The following is a 17,927-nucleotide window of genomic DNA, read 5'->3' on the forward strand; positions in this document are numbered from 1 at the left end:
GACGTCCGGCGGCTGCCGATCACGAACTGCGCTTGAGGACGACGTAGCCGTAGGCGGCGTCGTCGATCGTGTAACGCGCGTTCGGGTGGAGCCGGCGAGCGTATGCCTGGACGTCGCCCACCCACCTGCTGGTGTTGTTCAGGGCGATGTAGTCGGGGGTGACGCCCCGGGTGTTGCCGATCCAGAAGACGCGACAGCGCGAGGTGAGGCGGCTGATGGGGCCGATGTCGGCCTCGACCGTCGCGTCGTCCGGGATGCGGTCCAGGGCGCGTTCGATGCGGGGGACGCCTTCGGGGGTGTCGTAGGTGGCGGACTCCGTCAGCGTGGACAGCGGGAGGGTGGTCGTGAGTGCCAGTGCGGCTCCGGCGACGGCCGCGGGCACGTGCTGGGCGTACGAACGCAGCCAGGGCCGGGAGCTCACGCGCGCGAGGGCGAGCGCGTCGACGAGGGCCAGCGCGACGATCGGCATCAGGACCGCGCTGTAGTGCCAGTCGGTGCCCCAGTAGTGGTCGTCGGCCGAGTAGAAGCGCCAGCCCAGGGTCGGCAGGGCCACGGCGAGCAGGGGTGAACGCAGGGCGAGCAGACCGCTGGTGGGGATCAACAGCCAGGCCAGCGTGCGGAGTTTCGTGCCCGTGCCGTCGAAGAGGGAGAAGCCGCTGTCGACCTTGGTCCAGTAGTCGTAGCCGCCGCTGGTGTTGAACGAGGGGATGACGACGGTGAGAGTGACGAGGGTGGCGGCGATGCCCAGGACCGCCACCGCGAGGGCGTACCGGAGCGTGCGCGGGGAGGAGCGGCGGGAGCGCACGGCGACGACCAGCGCGATGGCCGCCGCCGTCATCCCCAGGTCCTCCTTGACCAGCACCAGCGGCAGCGCCCACAGCAGCGCGGGCCGCCAGCGGCCGGCCAGCAGCGCCTCCAGGCTGAAGGCGATCAGGGGTACGGCGAAGCAGATCTCGTGGAAGTCGAAGTCGACGGCCCGCTGGAGGCCCCAGGACACGCCGTACGCGATGCCGAGGGCGAGCCCGAGCCGCCGGCCCAGCAGCCCGGCGGCCGCGCGGGTCACCGGCACGGCCGACAGCGCGAAGAGGGCCGCCTGGGCGACGAGCAGCGTGAGCGGCGAGGGGAAGAGCCGGTAGACGGGGGCGAGAAGCACGAGGACCGGGCTGAAGTGGTCGCCCAGGATGTTGAACCCCGGCCCCTTCAGATCGACGACGGGCGCCTGCAGATGGGCGTACGCGCGGACTGCCTGCTCGAAGATGCCGAGGTCCCAGGAGCGGGTCGCCAGATGCTCGTACCGGGTGATGGACAGGGCCGCGTACACGGCGAACAGGGCGGTCGCCAGGAGGTAGGGGTCGCGGCGGCCGGGCGGACGGGGGCGCCGGTCAAGCGGGGGAGGCGTGACCGGCACCTGTATGGAGGGCCGGGGGAGGAGCGAAGTGGGGGCGTCCTGCTGGGCGTGGGGCACAGGGGGGTGTCCTTATGAGCCGGGAGGCGGCGCGATCACGGCGGCGGACCTCTCCGCGCACGGCTCGCCCGTCGCCCGCCCCTGGGACCGTGTCGTGGTGGCGGGATCGCCGGCAGAAGGAACGGGGTCGTGGACGACTGTGGTGGGGAGGGGCACGGATCATCCGCCTCGGGCACTCGATGGCTACGTCATCTCCTGTGACCGTGTTCGCCGCACTGCGGTTCACCTGCTGAGACGTAGATCACTTGCGCCGTCACCCATGTCGTCTGGTCGGCCGGTGCCGCGCTGCAGAACGGGCGGTGGCACGCGAAGTGCCGCGCCACCGCCGGCGCGGTCGGACAAACGGGTCGGGACGCCGCCGCTTTGCCCTGTGTCAACGCGGCTCGTACGGCTGGGGCAGGCGCATGCCCCGGTCGGCCATGATCTGCCGGACGTGGTTGGGATAGTTGGTGATGATGCCGTCGAGGCCCATGTCCATCAGCGCCTCCACGGTGGCCGGATCGTCGCAGGTCCACGGGATGACCTTCAGGCCCCGTGCGTGGGCCTCCTCGACCATGGTCCTGTCGGAGTAGAAGCGGAAGTCCGGGTCGCCGACCTTGCCGGCCTGCGGGAAGCCGTAGTTGGGGGAGAGGGCCCCGACGCCGGGGATGGTGGCGGCCGCCTTCACGAAGTCGCCGCCGTAGTCGTCGGCGTCGATCCCGCCGAGCCACGGGGAGGCACCGGGCCGGCCGACCTGCAGGAAGTCGTAGTTCGTGAGCGCGACGAGGGGCCACTTCGGGGCCAGCTTGTGCATCGCCATCAGCGCGCCCCAGTCGAAGGACTCGATGGTGACCTGGCGCTCGATGCCGGAGCGGTGGATCTCCTCGTAGACCCGGCGCACGAACAGCGCGCGCGGCGCGGTCTGTTCGGGGGCGCCCGCCTCGACCTTGGTCTCGATGTTCAGCTTGAGCTGCCTGGCCCGGTAGCTCTTGACCAGGTTCAGCACGTCCTTCAGCTCGACCATCCGGAACCCCTTGACCACCTCCTGCTCGGGGAATCCGGGCAGTTGCTGGTAGCCGCAGTCCATGGTCTTGATCTGGGCCAGCGTCAGGTCCTTGATGTATTTCCCGACGTACGGGTACATCGGGTCGCCCGGCGTGACGGGTGCCGTGTCACGGCACTTCTGGGCGCTGATCTGCCGGTCGTGGTTGACGACGACCTTCTCGTCCCGGGTGATCTGGGTGTCCAGTTCCAGGGTGGACACGCCGAGGCGCATCGCCTTGCCGAATCCCTCGAGGGACTCCTCGGTCGTCATGCCGATGCCGCCGCGGTGGGCCTGCAGATCGAAGTGCGTCTTCTGGGGCGGCACGCGGGAGCCGTCGTACGCCGTCGCATGGGCCGCCGCCGGGAAGGCGAGCACCGGAGCCAGCGCCAGGGCGGCGAGGGTGTGTCTTGCGGACATCGAAACCTCACTCGGGTCGGGTTCGGGCCACGGCACGACGCTAGTTGGACCTTGGCCCGGCTCAACCGACCGCACATGAGGACGGCGTGAAATGTGCGTGCGGCGGCCCGAGGGGCACCTCGCGGTCTTTTGTTGCGGCAGGCACTCTTGACAACATGCGTACTGTTTCGCGACGTTTGATCCTCGGCGGACGGTTCGGAGCCTGAGGGTCAACCGCGGAACGACCGTGTACACGGCGTGGAATCGGCTGATACTCAAAGAAGTGGTAGGACGCGGACAGCGCGCCGCGGGGGGACGTCACGGGGGGAGCGGTCGCCGATGCGATCAGTGAACAGGGGTCCACACGCTCTACCGGCCTGCGCTGCGGCCGGGTCGTCCCTCGCGGAGCCTGTGGAAGGGCGGATGATCTGACGTGGACGTCACGATCCACAGAGTCGACGAACTGAGCACCTCGCTGCGCACGGCGTGGCACGCGGCGATGGACGAGTCCCCCGAGTACGCCAACCCTTTCCTTGCTCCGGAGTTCGCGCTCGGGATCGGCAGGTACCGCGCCGGCACGCGGATCGCCGTCCTGCGTGAGGACGGGGCGCCGGTCGGCTTCTTCCCGTACGAGCGCAACGCTTTCGGCGTCGGCCGGGCCGTCGGGCTCGGCCTGTCCGACTGCCAGGCGCTGGTGCACCGCCCCGGAGTCACCTGGGACGCCCAGCAGCTGCTGAAGGCCTGCGGGCTGTCCATCTTCGAGTTCGACCATCTCGTGGCGGAGCAGAAGCCGTTCGGCCGGCATGTCACGGGGCTGTTCGCCTCCCCGGTTGTCGATCTGAAGCCGGACGAGAGCGGCTATGCGCCGTGGCTGCGCGGCGCGTATCCGGGGCTGGCCAAGACGACGCTGAAGAAGGAACGCCGTCTCGGGCGCGACGTGGGCGAGGTGCGGTTCGAGTTCGACGAGCGCGATCCGCGGATGCTGCGCCGGCTCATGCAGTGGAAGTCCGCCCAGTACCGCAGGACCGGACGGATGGACCGCTTCTCGCGGCCGTGGATCGTCGACCTGGTGGACCATCTCTTCGAGGTCCGCGAGGAGCACTTCACCGGCGTGCTGTCGGTGCTGTACGCGGGCGACCGGCCGGTGGCGGCGCACTTCGGGCCCAGGTCGCGCACCGTGCTGGCCGCCTGGTTCACCGCGTACGACCCCGACCTCCACTACTACTCGCCCGGGCTGATGATGCATCTGCGCACCGCCGAGGCGGCAGCCCGGCACGGGGTGACGCTCATGGACCTGGGGCGCGGCGACAAGGAGTACAAGGACTGGCTCAAGACCCGCGAGCTGCGCGTGGCGGAAGGGTTCGCCAGCCGCCCCCACCCGGTCGCGGCGGCCCACCGGCTGTGGCGCAGACCCGTGCGGGGCCTGCGGAACACCGTCAACGCCCACCCCGAGCTGCGCACACCTGCCGACCGTCTGCTGAAGACGGTCGGCACTCTGCGCACATCCAGACGGATGGACTCCGGCACCACGGGCCCCCGCACACGCTGACCAGGCCACGGCGCTTTCCTGCTGTCACCGAGCCGATCACCCTGGCGTCAGCCCCCAGCGAAGTCCGGCCCGCCTGCCCAAGCAAAGGTGTAAGCATGTAATACAAGCCTTGGGCCAGCGGAAAGGTCGACTCGTGGCCGAGACACTTTCCGAGCCCGACCGCTCCCCTCAGGAGCAGGCCGCGCTCGACTCCTATTCGCAGATCGTCACCTCCGTCGCCGTCGAGCTCACGCCGAAGGTGGCGGCCCTGAACGTCGCGCACCGCCGCTCCAGAGGCCGATTCGTGATGGGGACGGGCTCCGCGGTGGTGTTCACCGAAGACGGCTTCCTGCTCACCAACGCCCATGTCGTCGGGCGCTCCGATGCCGGTACGGCGTCCTTCGCCGACGGCACGACCACCCCCTTCCACGTCATCGGCGCCGACCCGCTCTCCGACCTCGCGGTGGTCCGCGCCGACGGACCGACCCCGCCCCCGGTCCAGCTCGGCGAGGCCGACGCACTACGGGTGGGACAGCTGGTCGTGGCGGTCGGCAACCCGCTCGGGCTGACCGGCAGCGTCACCGCCGGCGTGGTCAGCGCGCTGGGCCGGTCACTGCCGGCGAGCGCGGGCCGGGCGACTCGCGTCATCGACGACGTCGTCCAGACCGACGCCACCCTCCACCCCGGCAGCTCGGGCGGGGCGCTCGCCACGGCCGACGGCGCCGTCGTCGGCATCAACACCGCCATCGCCGACGTCGGCCTGGGCCTGGCCATCCCGGTGAACGGCACCAGCCGCCGGATCATCGCGACCCTGCTCTCCGAGGGCAGAGTCCGCCGCGCCTATCTCGGCCTCGCCGGCATCCCCGCCCCGCTGCCGCCACTGCTGCGCGCCCGCACCGGCCGGCCCACCGGCCTGCGGATCGTCGAGGTCGTACCCGCTTCCCCCGCCGCCCGCGCCGGCCTGCGGGACGGCGACCTCCTGCTCACCGCCCACGGCGAACCGGTGACCAGCGCCCAGGCACTGCAGCGACTGATGATCGAGGACGCCATAGGACGCCCCCTCGCCCTCACCGCACTGCGCGGCGACGCCCTCGTGGACGTCATCGCCACACCGGTGGAACTGATCGCCGACGACTGAGCGGCGACATCCGAACCCGGGCCGGACGCCCGCTGCCTGGGACACCGGCTCGGCGTCGGGCGCGCAGGCTTGCGGCCCGGCACGCGCTCGTCGCCCGGTATTCGGGGTTGCGGCCTGGCGCCTGAGCTTGCGGCCTGCCCATGCGCCTGCCGCCCGGCACGGGCCCGCCGCCCGGCGCCCGGGCTTGCCGTCCGGGAAAAGCACCTGCCGGGTGGCGCCTGCGCTGGTTACGCGGCATGCGGCTCGGAGCTCGCGCTTGCGGCCCCGCGTGCTGCTCGGCGCGGGCGGGGTGGGCGTCCGGAACGGGCATCCGCCGGTCGGCGCCTGCGCGTCGCCCGGTATGCGGGCTTGTGGCTGGGCGCCTGGGCTTGCGTCCCCGCCTGCTGCTCGGCTCGGGGTGGCCGCTTGGTGTGTGGGGTGGGCGTCCGGAACGGGCATCCGGCCGGTTCGCGCCTGCGCTCGTCACGCGGTATGCGGGCTTGCGGCTCGGGGCCCGCGCTTGCGGCCCGCCCGCTGCCCGGCACGGGCCCGTCGCCTGGCGCTGGAGCTTGCCCCGGCAATGCGCCCTCTGCCCGGCGCGGGCTCGCTGCCTGGCGTGCGGGCTTGCCGTCCGGGATAGGCGCCCGCGGTCCGGCGTCCGTGCTCGTCGTACGGCATGCGGGCTTGCGGCCAGGCGTCTGGGCTTGCGGCCGGCGATGCGCCCGTCGGCCCGGGGCGGGCCCGCCGCCCGGCTCCGGAGCTCTCCGTCCGCCGCCGGGGCCTCCCGTCCGGCACACGCATCCGCCCGTTTGCCCAAACGGCAACAGGCATCGGCCGCACCATCCCGCGCCCTGCATGATCGTCGCCCCCGCGCTTGGCCACGTTCGCCCGGGAGGGACCCATGCCGCAGACCCCCGCCGTCGACCGCACCCGCCACCGCCCGACGCGATCAAGGCGTACCCCACCATCCTTCCCGGTCTGACCTCCTCTCACGTCCTCGATGGCTGCGGCCACTGGATTCAGCGGGAACGCCCCGAGGAGGTCAACCGGCTACTGATCGACTGGCTGGGCTCTCTCGACTGTCTCGGCTCTCGTGGTTCTCTCGACTCTCTCGGCGCCTGATGCGCTTCAGGGTTTGCCGGTCCAGTTGTGGGCCACGTCCACGACCACGTGGCCGTCCAGCCGCAGCACGCGGAACGGCAGCCGTGCCCGGACGCCGAGCCCGAGTTGGGTGTCGCCCTCGAAGCTTCCGGCGAACCGGGTGTCCCTGAAGGTGCGGTACCCGGTGAGGTCGACGCCCGGCAGCGGACGGCCCGCCCGGGCGGGATAGGTGGGTGCCCCGGTGTTGGGGTCGTAGCTGGGCGCATGCACCCGTACCTCGAGGACGGCGCCGCCGCCGACGGGTATGAGTCGCCCGGATCCGTCCTGATAGAGGTGGCTGACGTACCTGACGGAGTAGCCGAGGCTGCTCCGGCCCGCGCCGGGGATGTCGATGACCATCCGGTCGTAGCAGGTGTGGCGGCCGGTCCTGACGTTCCTCACCGGCGTCGTCGTTGATGCTGCGCGTGTCTTGGCGAGGCTGCCCCAGCCGGTGGGGCAGGTGACGGTCTGGGCGGTGGTGACCGCTGCGGCGTCGGCCGGGATCGCGGTCGCTCCCATCGCGGTGCCCAGGAGCATGAGCGCTGCCCATGCGATTCTGCTGCGTGTTGCTCTGCTTCGTCTCATCACGTCCCCCGAAGCGTATTTCGTACTGATATTTGAAGAGACATAGAAGATGGCTGAAAGGTTGCGGTTTCTGACCGATTTTCTCGGGGGTCTGCTGCGGCCGCCGCGCCGGACCGTCAGTAGGGGCCGTGTGTCCAGCGCCCGCCCAGCATGGTGGCGTGCACCGGCATCTCCCGCAGCGTGCGCGCGTCCGCCTCCGAGGGATCCACGTCCACCGCCACCAGGTCGGCCGCGTCACCGACCCGGAGCTGTGAACGTCCCCGTGCCGACGCGGCGAGCGCCGCCGCTACTGGGACCCGCTGCTCCGGATGCCAGGCGGGCCGCCCGTCGTCCGTCCGGTGCACGGCCGCCGCGATGCCCAGCCACGGGTCGAGCGGCGAGACGGGCGCGTCGGAGCCGAACTCCAGCCGGGCACCCGACGCCAGCAGGTCGCCGTAGGCGAAGGCGCGCCCGGTGCGCCCGGCCCAGTGCCGGTCCGCCACATCCCGGTCGTCGGTGGCGTGCGCGGGCTGCACCCCGGCGGTGACGCCCAGCTCCGCGAACCGCGGCACATCGGCAGCCGCCAGCAGCTGGGCGTGCTCGATGCGACCTTGGCAGCCGACGGCCGCGAACGCGTCCAGCGCGAGGGTGTTGGCCCGGTCGCCGATCGCGTGCACGGCGGGCTCGATGCCGTGGGCGAAGGCCCGCCGCATCAGCCGGACCAGCTCCTCGTACGAGGTCTCCTCGATGCCGTATGCCTCCTCCGTTCCCTCCAGCCCGGGGTAGGGGTCGCAGCACAGCGCCGTCCGCGTGTTGAGGGATCCGTCCGTGAAGAGCTTGAGCGGGCCGACTGGACCAGGCCTCCGGTGCCGGGCAGCACGTCACCCGTCCTGAAGCCGCGTTCGACCGCCGCGTCCAGGTGCCGCGGATAGACGGCGGCCTGCACCCGCACGGCGAGCGGCGAACTCGCCGCCCGTCGGCTCCAGTCGGCGAGGTTGTCGGAGAAGTGGAAGTCGATGACGCCCGTCACGCCCCGCGCGGCCGCATCCCGGCAGGCCTGTGCCACCCACTGGTCGAGGACCTCGGCGGACACCTCGGGCAGCGCCTGCATCGCCTCGAAGCACTCGTGCTCGCGCAGCAGGCCCGTCGGGTGATCACCCCGGCCGACCAACGCCAGGCATGCCGAGTTCAGCCAGGCGGCATGCAGATCGGCGCTGATCAGCGCGACCGGCCGATCCGGGCACACCGAGTCCAGCAGTGCCTTGTGGGGCACGTCCGGCCACAGGCCGTCCCGGAAGCCCTGCCCCATCAGCACCTCGCCCGCGGGCAGGCCGGCCGAGTGCAGCCGTACCGCATCGGCGACCTCCCGCGCGGAGTGCAGGCCGGCCAGATCCACCCGGTGACGGTTGCCGGCCCACTGTGCGGCGTGCACATGCGCGTCCCACAGACCTGGCAGTACGGTGCGACCGTCCAGGTCGAGCACCGGGCCCTCCGGCTCGCCCTCCACCGCGACGCCTACGACCTTGCCGTCGGCGATGCGGACACTGCCCAGCGGCCCGCCCGCACCCAGCCGCACCCGGGCGAGCGTCAGTGCAGACGCGCCGAGCTCGTCCGCCGAGAGGCCGGGTCCGCCGTCGAGGCTCGTCATCAAGGCTCCAGTCGTGAGGTCCCGGTGATCTGCTCCTGAGGCTACGCGGCGACCGAGCTGGGCAGGCGCGTGGAGCTTCGGTAGGTGGAGATGCCCACGGCCAGCAGCCAGTAGCTGAGAATCGCCCCCATCAGGGCGGTCGTGCCCCAGCCGTTCGCCGCGTAGAAGTGCGCGGGTGTGTTGCCGAAGAACAGCGACGGCACGAAGGCCAGGTTGATCGCGGCGAGGACGTAGGCCGAGCGGCTGATCCAGCGCGGGAGCAGGCCGGTGCGCGAGACGACGTAGCCGATCGTGGTCAGGAAGAGCCCCAGCATCAGCCGGGAGATCGACCCGTAGAGGATGTATGTGCCGTTGACCGTGATGGTCGGATCGATCGGATGGTCGGTGGCGATGACCGCGCCGGCCTCCAAGCCCATGGAGACCAGGGTGATCGTCGCGTAGACCAGCCCGGTGGCGAAGGCCATCGAGCCTGCCCACTCGTAGTCGGGACGCGTGTGCTTGACCAGCTCACGGAACGCCGTCACGAACACGACCAGGCACGCGAGAGCGACGATCCCGAGGAGCAGCCTGGCCAGCACGTTCGCGTCCGGCGGCGGGCCCGAGTAGACGAAGTACAGGGGCACTTCGACGATGAGCGCGGCCGCGGCGGCGATGCCGGCGACGCCCGTCAGGCGCCTGGCGAAGGTTTCGTTCATGGGTGTTCCCCCGAGTCCGGTGGTTGATTCCGAGTCGGTCCGTTTGCCGACGTCATGAATCCTTCCGGCCGCGCGGCTTGTCGTCCCTGGGCCTGGGCGGCGGATGCGGGGTGGTGCTGGCGACACCTGCCGTCGGGTCCTCAGCCCAGCGCCCGGTCCAGGTTGAACGCCGCGCTGATGAGTGCGAGATGGGTGAACGCCTGTGGGAAGTTGCCCTGTTGCTCGCCGGTGTGGCTGATCTCCTCGGCGTACAGGCCCAGATGGTTGGCGTAGGTGAGCATCTTCTCGAAGGCGAGGCGTGCCTCGTCTATGCGGCCGGCGTGGACCATGGCCTCGACGTACCAGAACGAGCAGATGGAGAAGGTGCCTTCGTCGCCGCGCAGTCCGTCGGGGCTGGCGATCGGGTCGTAGCGGTAGACGAGGGAGTCGGACACCAGGTCGTGGGTGAGGGCGTCGAGGGTGGACAGCCACTTGGGGTCGGTGGGGGCGATGAACTTCGTCAGCGGCATCATCAGAACGGCCGCGTCGAGCACGTCGTCGCCGTCCTCGTGCTGGACGAACGCCTGCCGGGTCTCGGACCAGCCCCGCTTCATGATCCGCCGGTAGATGGTGTCGCGGCACTCGCGCCAGCGGAGCAGGTCGGCGGGCAGGCCGCGCCGGTTGGCCATGCGGATGGCCCGCTCGATCGCCACCCAGCACATCAGCCGCGAGTACAGGAAGTTCTTGCGGCCGCCGCGGGTCTCCCATATGCCCTCGTCGGGCTGGTCCCAGTGCTCGCACACCCAGTCCACCAGCGCGCACACGTCGTCCCACTGGGCGCTGGAGATGGGCTTGGCCCACTTGTCGTAGAGGTAGATCGAGTCGATCAGCGCGCCGTAGATGTCGAGCTGGAGCTGGTCTGCGGCCGCGTTGCCGATCCGTACCGGCGCGGAGCCCTGATGGCCCTCCAGATGGTCGAGTTCCCGCTCGGTGAGGTCGGTGCGGCCGTCGATGCCGTACATGATCTGCAGGGGCGCGGAGTTCCCGTCGGCGCTCGGACTGACGTGCCGGGTCAGGAACTTCATGAACGCCTCGGCCTCTTCGGTGAAGCCGAGGCGCAGCAGCGCGTACACGGCGAAGGCGGCGTCGCGCACCCACACGTACCGGTAGTCCCAGTTGCGTTCGCCGCCCAGCTGCTCGGGCAGGCTCGTGGTCGGCGCGGCCACGATCGCGCCGGTGGGCGCGTAGGTGAGCAGCTTCAGGGTGAGGGCGGAGCGGTGCACCATCTCCCGCCAGCGGCCACGGTACTTGGACGCCGAAAGCCAGCGCCGCCAGTACGCCACCGTGGTGCCGAACTGCTCCTCCGCCTCCAGCTTGGCGCACCGGCGTGGCTCCACGTCGCCGCCGACCTGGTCCAGCGCGAACACCGCCGTCTCGCCCTCGGAGAGCTTGAAGTCGGCGCGCGCGTCCGGCCCGTCGGCCTCCAGCGGCACGGTCGCCGTCAGCGCGAGCGACAGCCCCTCGGATGCAAACACCGCGACGTCGCCGACCAGGCGCACGGTGTGCGGCCGGGTGCCGTAGTCGAAGCGCGGGGCCACTCGGGTGCGGAACGGGATGGAGCCGCGCACGCACACCACCCGCCGGATCAGCCGGTGCCGCTCGCTCTCGACGTTCCCGCCGTTGAGCGGCATGAAGTCCTGCACCTCGCCGACGCCGTCCTCGGTGAAGAACCGGGTGATCAGCACGTTGGTGTCGGGGAAGTAGAACTGCTTGGTCTTGGCCGGCACGGACGCGGCCAGTTCGAAGGAGCCGCCGCGCTCCGCGTCCAGGATCGCCGCGAAGACGCTCGGTGCGTCGAAGGCCGGGCAGCAGTACCAGTCGATGGTGCCGTCGGTGCCCACGAGGGCCACGCTGCGCAGGTCGCCGATCAGACCGTGCTCGGCGATCGGCAGATAGCGGGGAGCACCGACCCCCGGCACGTCCTGGTCGATCGCTTCTGAGCCCATCGCAGCCTCCCTGCCCCGACACGCATCCCGCTCTGCCAGCCTAGGCGGAATCAGCCACCCGGGCGCATGGATCGCCAAGGCCGGTGCGCACTGTCGTGAGTCAGACCATGAGGACCGCGATCCCCGCCTCCTCGAGGCGGCGCACCGTCTCCGCGCTCGCCGCCGTGTCCGTGACCAGGGTGTCCACCGACTCGGCGGCGCAGATCCGGGCGAACGCCCGCCGGCCCAGTTTGCTGGAGTCGGCGGCGACGATCACCCGCTCGGCGCGCTCGCACAGCAGCCGGTTGATCGCGGCCTCCGCCTCGTCGTGCGCGGCGGCGCCGTGCGTGACGTCGAAGGCGACGACACCGAGCACGGCCACATCGAGGGTGATCTGGCCCAGCACACCGTCCGCGAGCGGCCCGATGAGCTCGTACGACTGCGGGCGGGCCACCCCGCCGGTCACCACGATCTTGAACTGGGGGCGCACCGCAAGCTCGTTGGCGATGTTGAGCGCATTCGTGACGACGGTGAGCGCCGGGGAACCGGAGGCGAGATCGCTGCGCACGGCCAGGGCACGCGCCACCTCGGTGGTGGTCGTGCCGCCGGTCAGCCCCACCGCCTCGCCGGGCGCGACGAGGCCGGCCACCGCCTTGGCGATCCGCTGCTTCTCGGAGGCGTGCCGGGCCGTCTTGTAGCGCAGGGGCAGCTCGTACGACACCCCGTGCACGACCGCGCCGCCCCGGGTGCGCACGAGCATCTGCTGCTCGGCGAGCTGGTCGAAGTCGCGCCGGATCGTCGCGGCCGAGACCGCCAGCTCGGCGGCCGCCTCCTCGACGTCCAGCCGGCCGCGCTCGACGAGCAGCTCCAGCAGCGCCTTCCAGCGGGCATCCCGCGACATGCCCACCCTCCGTTCCTCGATCTCCCGGCGACCCTAGCGCACCCCGCATGCGCTCGATTGCTTGATTCTGCTCGAAAGCTGGCTATATCTTGCAAGAACAATCACGCGACGGGTTGTCGAGTGAGGGATCGAATCAGGGGAGGGCCCGGCATGACCCATGTCGAGGACGAGCTGACCAGCCAGCCCGAATGCTGGATACGGGCCGCGGCGCAGGCGGACCGCCACCGCGGGGCGCTCCCGGCGCCGGGGGAGCGGGTCGCCATCGTCGGGTGCGGCACCTCGTACTTCATGGCGCAGGCGGCCGCCGCACTGCGCGAGGGCGCCGGACAGGGGGAGACGGACGCCTTCGCCGCCTCCGAGTTCCCCCACGGCCGCTCGTACGACCGCGTCGTGGCCCTCACCCGCTCCGGCACCACCACCGAAGTCCTCGATCTGCTCGGCCAGTTGAGGGGGCGCACGCGAACGACGGCGATCACGGCCGACCCGGACACACCGGTCATGGCGGCCGCCGACGACCTCGTCGTGCTCGACTACGCGGACGAACGGTCCGTCGTGCAGACGCGGTTCGCCACGACCGCCCTGACCCTGCTCCGCGCCCAGCTGGGCCTGCACACCGACGCCGTCGTCGCCGACGCCCGCACCGCCCTCGCCACCGAGCTGCCCGAAGGGCTTGTCGGCTGCACGCAGTTCACCTTCCTGGGCCGGGGCTGGACGGTGGGCCTGGCCAACGAGGCCGGGCTGAAGATGCGCGAGGCCTCACTCGCCTGGACCGAGGCCTACCCGGCGATGGAGTACCGGCACGGCCCCATCAGCATCACCACCCAGGGAACGGCGACCTGGATGCTCGGCGAAGCCCCGGACGGCCTGGCCGAACAGGTGCGCGCCACCGGCGGGTTGTGGATCGCGGGCACGCTCGACCCGCTCGCCGAACTGGTCCGCGCCCAGCGCCTCGCGGTCGCCGTCGCCGCTGCCCGCGGCCTCGACCCGGACCAGCCGCGCCACCTCACCCGCTCGGTGATCCTCGCGCCCTGACACGCCCCGTCGAAACCCCCTGACGCGCCCCGTCGAAAGGGAGAAGCCGTGCCCCTCGTCACCACCGGCGAACTGGTCACCCGGGCCGCCGCCGAACACTCCGCCGTCGCCGCCTTCAACATCATCACCCTGGAACACGTCGAGGCCGTCATCGCCGGCGCCGAGTCCGCCGAGGCCCCCGTCGTCCTCCAAGTCAGCGAGAACGCCGTGAAGTTCCGCTACGGGCGGCTGCTCCCGCTGGCCCGCGCGGCCGTCGTCGCCGCCGAACGCGCCGGTGTGCCCGTCGCGTTGCACCTCGACCACGTCCAGAGTGACGACCTGCTGCGCCAGGCCGCGGACGCCGGATTCAGCTCCGTGATGTACGACGCGGCCGGCCTGCCCTACGACCAGAACCTCGCAGCGACCGCAGCCGCCGTCGACTGGGCGCACGCCCAAGGCCTGTGGATCGAGGCCGAGTTGGGGCAGGTCGGCGGCAAGGCAGGGCCGGGCGGGTGGGAGAAGTCTGCCGAGCCCCCGCTGGACGCGCACGCGCCCGGCGCCCGCACCGACCCCGCCCAGGCGCGCGCCTTCGTCGACGACTCCGGCGTGGACGCCCTCGCCGTCGCCATCGGCAGCACGCACGCCATGACCACCCGCACCGCCACCCTCGACCACGACCTGCTCAAACGCCTCGCCGCCGCCCTGGAGGTGCCGCTCGTCCTGCACGGCTCCTCCGGGGTGCCGGATCACGAACTCGCCGCGGCGGTCGCGGGCGGCATCGCCAAGGTCAACGTCGGCACGGCCCTCAACATCGCCATGACAGGCGCGATCCGCGACTTCCTCGCCGCCCACCCCGAGGCGGTCGACTCGCGCAAGTACCTGAGTGTGGGCAGGGAGGCGATGGTGCGGGCGGTGACCGGGATCATCCGGACCGTCGGCCGGCCTGCCGCCTGATCACTTCTTGACGGCCTTCAGCACCACGAACTTGGGGTCGCTGGCGACCAGTTGACTGTTGCCGAACACCTTGCGCAGCTTCACGTGGTACCCCAGGTGCCGGTTGCCGACCACCCACATCTCGCCGCCGGGACGCAGCACCCGCCGCGCCCCGGCGAACATCCGCCACGCCGTCGCGTCGGTCGTCGCCTGGTGCGAGTGGAACGGCGGATTGCTGAGCACCAGGTCGACGCTCCCGTCCGGCACCCCCACCAGCCCGTCCCCGACCCGGAACTCGGCGTGCCCCGGCACCCCGTTCGCCTTGTACGTCGCCTCCGCCGAGGCCACGGCCTGGAACGACTCGTCCACGAACAGCACCTCGGCCGCCGGATCGGCCACCGCCACCGCCGTACCGACCACCCCGTTGCCGCAGCCGAGGTCCACCACCCGACGGCCGCCGAGCGCGGCCGGCAGGTGCTGCAGGAAGAAGCGGGTGCCGATGTCGAGGCGGTCGGCGCAGAACACGCCCGCATGGTTGACCACCGTGCGTCCCGAGACCGGGCCGACGCCGCCGGGCAGCGCGTAGCTGTACGGCCACGGGTTCGCGGGGCGCGGCAGCGACGGATCGGGCGTGCAGAAGATCAGCCGGGCCTTCCGCTCGGCCAGCGAGGTGCGGGTCGGTCCCAGGATCCCCTCGAACAGCTGCAGCGTCGAGGTGTGGATCTCCTTCACCATCCCGGTGCCGACGACGACCGTCCCCGCGTGCACCGCGGGCGCCAGCCGCTGCAACTGGTCCTCCAGGAGCGCAAGGCTCTTGGGCACCCTGACCAGAAGGACGTCGACCCGGTCGGGCGGCGGATCCTGGGTGGTCAGCAGCCGCACGGCACCGGTCTCGACGCCCGCCCGGGCCAGGTTCGCCCGGGTGGCTTCCTGGGCGAGGAACGAGTCGGTGATCTGCACGGGCCGGTGCGCCGCGAGCGCGGTGACCAGGGCGCCCCAGCGGTCGCCGAGCACCACGACCGTGCCGGACAGCGGGACCTTCTCGGCCGCGAGGTGCCTGAGCAGGTACTCGTCGGAGGCGTCCCAGGCACGCAGCCTCTCGCGCGGATCCTCGGGGAAACGGGCCAGCGCGAGCTCGCCCCACGGCGTCGTCATACGGTCGTTCATCGTGCGTCAAGGCTAGCCGAGCCCCAGCTCAGGCCCGGTCGGCAGGTGCTTCGGGCAGGATGGAGGCCATGGACGCCGAGCTGTTTCCCAGAGCCCGCACGGAGGTCGCACCGGGCGCGGTGCACGTGCCGGACTGGCTGGACACGGGGCGCCAACGGGAGCTGCTGGAGGCCTGCCGCGCCTGGGCGCGACCGCCCGCGGGCCTGCGCACGGTCCATACACCGGGCGGCGGCACGATGACCGCCCGACAGGTGTGCCTGGGCCGGCACTGGTATCCGTACGGCTATGCCCACACGGTCGTCGACGGCGACGGTGCTCCGGTGAAGCCGTTTCCGGGGTGGCTCGCAGAGCTGGGGCGGCGGGCGGTCGCCGATGCGCTGGGGACGACGACAGTGGCATGTGACATGGCACAGCCGGTGCCATATGACATAGCACTGATCAATTTCTACGACGGCGACGCCCACATGGGCATGCACCGCGACAGCGACGAGAACTCGGACGCGCCGGTGGTGTCGCTCAGCCTCGGCGACACCTGCGTCTTCCGTTTCGGCAACACCGAGACCCGCACCAAGCCCTACACGGACGTCGAGCTGCGCAGCGGCGACCTGTTCGTGTTCGGGGGGCCGTCCCGGCTCGCCCATCACGGCGTGCCGCGGGTGTACGCGGGCACCGGGCCCCCGGAGTTGGGGCTGACAGGACGTCTCAACATCACGCTTCGGGTCAGCGGCCTGTAGCTCGACGTGACTGCGGATCATGGGAGACTCGCCCTCATGAGCGGCAAGGCGGACCCCCGGCCGACGGGGGAAGGGACCAGCTCGAGAACGCGGTTGGACCGGGGGCGCGGTGCGCTCGGGCCCGCGTTGGAGCTCGTGCACACCGGACGCGCGCCCACGAGGGCGGTGCTCACCGCCGAGCTCGGCGTCACGCGGGCCACGGCCGGCGCGGTCGCCGCCGAACTGGAGGCGCTCGGGCTGATCCGTGTCGACGCCCGGCCCGGCGCGGCGGCCGGCTCGCAGGGCAGGCCCTCGCACCGGCTCGCGGTCGCCGAGGACGGCCCGGTCGTCCTCGCGGCGCAGGTGCACGCCGACGGGTTCCGGGCCGCGCTGGTCGGACTGGGCGGCCGCATCGTCGCCACCGCGCCGGGCTGCGAGACCGTCGACGCCGACCCGGCGAAGGTCCTCGGCTCGGTCGTGGAGGCGGGCGCCGAGCTGCTGCGCTCGACCGGACGGCGCTGCGTCGGCGCCGGACTTGCCGTGCCGTCCGCGGTCGCCGAGCCGGACGGGCTCGCCCTCAACCCCCTGCATCTGGCCTGGCCGGCGGGCGCGCCCGTCCGCCGTATCTTCGCGGAGTGCGTGCGCGAGGCCGGCATCACCGGCCCCGCCTTCGCGGGCAACGACGTCAACCTCGCCGCCCTCGCCGAGCACCGGCACGGCGCTGGCCGCGGCGCCCGGGACCTGCTGTGCGTGGCCACCGGGCACCGGGGGGTGGGCGGCGCGCTGGTCCTCGACGGCCGCCTGCACACCGGGAGTTCGGGCCTGGCCCTGGAGGTCGGCCATCTCACCGTCAACCCCGAGGGCCGCCCCTGCCACTGCGGCAGCCGCGGCTGCCTCGACGTCGAGGCCGACCCGCTGGCCCTGCTCACGGCGGCCGGCCGCGACCCCGGCCCCGAGGTCTCCCTCCTCCAGCAGGCCATCGACCTGATCCGCAACCACTACGACGACCCGACGGTCCGCACCGCCACCGAGGCCCTCATCGACCGCCTCGGCCTCGGCCTCGCGGGTCTGGTCAACATCCTCAACCCCGACCGCATCATCCTCGGCGGCCTCCACCGCACCCTCCTGGACGCCGACCCCGAGCGCCTCCGTGCGGTCGTCGCCGACCGCAGCCTGTGGGGCCAGAGCGGCGGCGTCCCCATCCTGGCCTGCACCCTCGACCACAACAGCCTGGTCGGCGCAGCCGAGTTGGCGTGGCAGCCGGTGCTGGACGATCCGCTGGGGGCGCTCAGCCGGTGACCTGAGTCGGAGATCCGAGACCTCGACCACGGCGTGGAGCTCGGCCCCCCGGTCGGCATCCTCGCCCGGTCCGGTCCTCCCGGGCCGAGGACTACGTCCGCGATTTCACCACCGCCTTCGCCCCCGGCGGCGCGATCTGGCCGTCCGCGAGTTCCTCCACGCACCCGCGCCGAATTCGGCGTCATGGGCTGAGCATGCTTCCATTCGCGCCACCAGGTCAGCAGTGCCGGCCTGGTCGAGCCGTTGCCGGAGCCGTATGCCGGCGGGGATGTCGATCGGGTCGCCCTGCCACGCCATGGCACAGGCGGGCATGAGCACGCCATCGGTCACCTGAGCCCGGCAACCGACATGTTCAAGGCATC

The 17,927-nt window shown here is 71.8% G+C and carries 13 protein-coding genes and 2 pseudogenes; 7 read left to right on the forward strand and 8 right to left on the reverse strand.

Annotated features, from left to right (window positions below; genetic code table 11):
* Nucleotides 1-19: 19 nt before the first annotated feature.
* Both ACFY10_RS24375 and ACFY10_RS24380 read right to left on the reverse strand, forming a co-directional pair.
* Entirely contained in the window at nucleotides 20-1,465 is a 1,446-nt protein-coding gene (locus ACFY10_RS24375) for a DUF2079 domain-containing protein (RefSeq protein WP_390667299.1), read from the reverse strand.
* Nucleotides 1,466-1,838: 373 nt separating this feature from the next.
* The gene (locus ACFY10_RS24380; protein ID WP_390667300.1) at nucleotides 1,839-2,906 is read right to left on the reverse strand and encodes a glycerophosphodiester phosphodiesterase family protein; all 1,068 of its coding nucleotides are present in this window, start codon (nucleotides 2,904-2,906) and stop codon (nucleotides 1,839-1,841) included.
* 412 nt (nucleotides 2,907-3,318) lie between these two features.
* Between ACFY10_RS24380 and ACFY10_RS24385 the strand changes: the two genes are divergently transcribed.
* From ACFY10_RS24385 to ACFY10_RS24395, 3 genes and pseudogenes are all read left to right on the forward strand, one after another.
* Nucleotides 3,319-4,434, forward strand: coding sequence for a GNAT family N-acetyltransferase (locus ACFY10_RS24385; protein WP_390667301.1), 1,116 nt, complete (start codon nucleotides 3,319-3,321; stop codon nucleotides 4,432-4,434).
* Nucleotides 4,435-4,567: 133 nt separating this feature from the next.
* Nucleotides 4,568-5,551: a S1C family serine protease gene (locus tag ACFY10_RS24390; RefSeq protein ID WP_390667302.1), complete on the forward strand. Its 984-nt coding sequence runs from the start codon at nucleotides 4,568-4,570 to the stop codon at nucleotides 5,549-5,551.
* Nucleotides 5,552-6,472: 921 nt separating this feature from the next.
* Nucleotides 6,473-6,652 (forward strand): annotated as a pseudogene (locus tag ACFY10_RS24395) (alpha/beta fold hydrolase); the annotation flags it as partial.
* Between the two features lie 6 nt (nucleotides 6,653-6,658).
* On the opposite strand, the gene ACFY10_RS24400 reads toward ACFY10_RS24395, so the two are convergent.
* The 5 genes and pseudogenes from ACFY10_RS24400 to ACFY10_RS24420 form a co-directional block, all read right to left on the reverse strand.
* The gene (locus ACFY10_RS24400) at nucleotides 6,659-7,207 is read right to left on the reverse strand and encodes a hypothetical protein (protein ID WP_390667303.1); all 549 of its coding nucleotides are present in this window, start codon (nucleotides 7,205-7,207) and stop codon (nucleotides 6,659-6,661) included.
* Between the two features lie 164 nt (nucleotides 7,208-7,371).
* Nucleotides 7,372-8,882 (reverse strand): annotated as a pseudogene (locus ACFY10_RS24405) (amidohydrolase).
* Nucleotides 8,883-8,923: 41 nt separating this feature from the next.
* Nucleotides 8,924-9,577, reverse strand: a complete 654-nt coding sequence (locus tag ACFY10_RS24410) for a hypothetical protein (protein WP_390667304.1) — start codon at nucleotides 9,575-9,577, stop codon at nucleotides 8,924-8,926.
* A 140-nt stretch (nucleotides 9,578-9,717) separates the two neighbouring features.
* Complete coding sequence (locus ACFY10_RS24415; RefSeq protein WP_390667305.1) at nucleotides 9,718-11,562, reverse strand: glycoside hydrolase family 15 protein; 1,845 nt, start codon at nucleotides 11,560-11,562, stop codon at nucleotides 9,718-9,720.
* Nucleotides 11,563-11,662: 100 nt separating this feature from the next.
* The gene (locus ACFY10_RS24420) at nucleotides 11,663-12,442 is read right to left on the reverse strand and encodes a DeoR/GlpR family DNA-binding transcription regulator (RefSeq protein ID WP_390667306.1); all 780 of its coding nucleotides are present in this window, start codon (nucleotides 12,440-12,442) and stop codon (nucleotides 11,663-11,665) included.
* Between the two features lie 150 nt (nucleotides 12,443-12,592).
* Between ACFY10_RS24420 and ACFY10_RS24425 the strand changes: the two genes are divergently transcribed.
* The gene (locus ACFY10_RS24425) at nucleotides 12,593-13,474 is read left to right on the forward strand and encodes an SIS domain-containing protein (RefSeq protein ID WP_390667307.1); all 882 of its coding nucleotides are present in this window, start codon (nucleotides 12,593-12,595) and stop codon (nucleotides 13,472-13,474) included.
* Nucleotides 13,475-13,522: 48 nt separating this feature from the next.
* The gene (locus tag ACFY10_RS24430) at nucleotides 13,523-14,407 is read left to right on the forward strand and encodes a ketose-bisphosphate aldolase (RefSeq protein WP_390667308.1); all 885 of its coding nucleotides are present in this window, start codon (nucleotides 13,523-13,525) and stop codon (nucleotides 14,405-14,407) included.
* Here ACFY10_RS24430 and ACFY10_RS24435 read toward each other — a convergent pair whose 3' ends face one another.
* Entirely contained in the window at nucleotides 14,408-15,541 is a 1,134-nt protein-coding gene (locus ACFY10_RS24435) for a methyltransferase (protein ID WP_390667528.1), read from the reverse strand. It abuts the gene before it with no gap.
* Nucleotides 15,542-15,621: 80 nt separating this feature from the next.
* Here ACFY10_RS24435 and ACFY10_RS24440 point away from each other — a divergent pair, with 80 nt between their 5' ends.
* Both ACFY10_RS24440 and ACFY10_RS24445 read left to right on the forward strand, forming a co-directional pair.
* Nucleotides 15,622-16,287 (forward strand): alpha-ketoglutarate-dependent dioxygenase AlkB family protein, encoded by a 666-nt coding sequence (locus tag ACFY10_RS24440; RefSeq protein WP_390667309.1) that lies wholly within the window; start codon nucleotides 15,622-15,624, stop codon nucleotides 16,285-16,287.
* Nucleotides 16,288-16,323: 36 nt separating this feature from the next.
* On the forward strand, nucleotides 16,324-17,565 hold the full coding sequence (locus tag ACFY10_RS24445) for an ROK family protein (protein ID WP_390667310.1): 1,242 nt from the start codon (nucleotides 16,324-16,326) through the stop codon (nucleotides 17,563-17,565).
* Nucleotides 17,566-17,927 lie beyond the last annotated feature (362 nt).

It is taken from the genome of Streptomyces sp. NPDC001401, from assembly GCF_042895385.1.
Lineage (GTDB): Bacteria > Actinomycetota > Actinomycetes > Streptomycetales > Streptomycetaceae > Streptomyces.

What these genes read in the sequence shown, in the direction of transcription:
- ACFY10_RS24410 (WP_390667304.1), bottom strand. Translation starts at nt 9,577, where the DNA reads ATGAACGAAACCTTCGCCAGGCGCCTGACGGGCGTCGCCGGCATCGCC.
- ACFY10_RS24415 (WP_390667305.1), bottom strand. Translation starts at nt 11,562, where the DNA reads ATGGGCTCAGAAGCGATCGACCAGGACGTGCCGGGGGTCGGTGCTCCC.
- ACFY10_RS24440 (WP_390667309.1), top strand. Translation starts at nt 15,622, where the DNA reads ATGGACGCCGAGCTGTTTCCCAGAGCCCGCACGGAGGTCGCACCGGGC.
- ACFY10_RS24435 (WP_390667528.1), bottom strand. Translation starts at nt 15,541, where the DNA reads ATGACGACGCCGTGGGGCGAGCTCGCGCTGGCCCGTTTCCCCGAGGAT.
- ACFY10_RS24380 (WP_390667300.1), bottom strand. Translation starts at nt 2,906, where the DNA reads ATGTCCGCAAGACACACCCTCGCCGCCCTGGCGCTGGCTCCGGTGCTC.
- ACFY10_RS24425 (WP_390667307.1), top strand. Translation starts at nt 12,593, where the DNA reads ATGACCCATGTCGAGGACGAGCTGACCAGCCAGCCCGAATGCTGGATA.
- ACFY10_RS24420 (WP_390667306.1), bottom strand. Translation starts at nt 12,442, where the DNA reads ATGTCGCGGGATGCCCGCTGGAAGGCGCTGCTGGAGCTGCTCGTCGAG.
- ACFY10_RS24445 (WP_390667310.1), top strand. Translation starts at nt 16,324, where the DNA reads ATGAGCGGCAAGGCGGACCCCCGGCCGACGGGGGAAGGGACCAGCTCG.
- ACFY10_RS24400 (WP_390667303.1), bottom strand. Translation starts at nt 7,207, where the DNA reads ATGCTCCTGGGCACCGCGATGGGAGCGACCGCGATCCCGGCCGACGCC.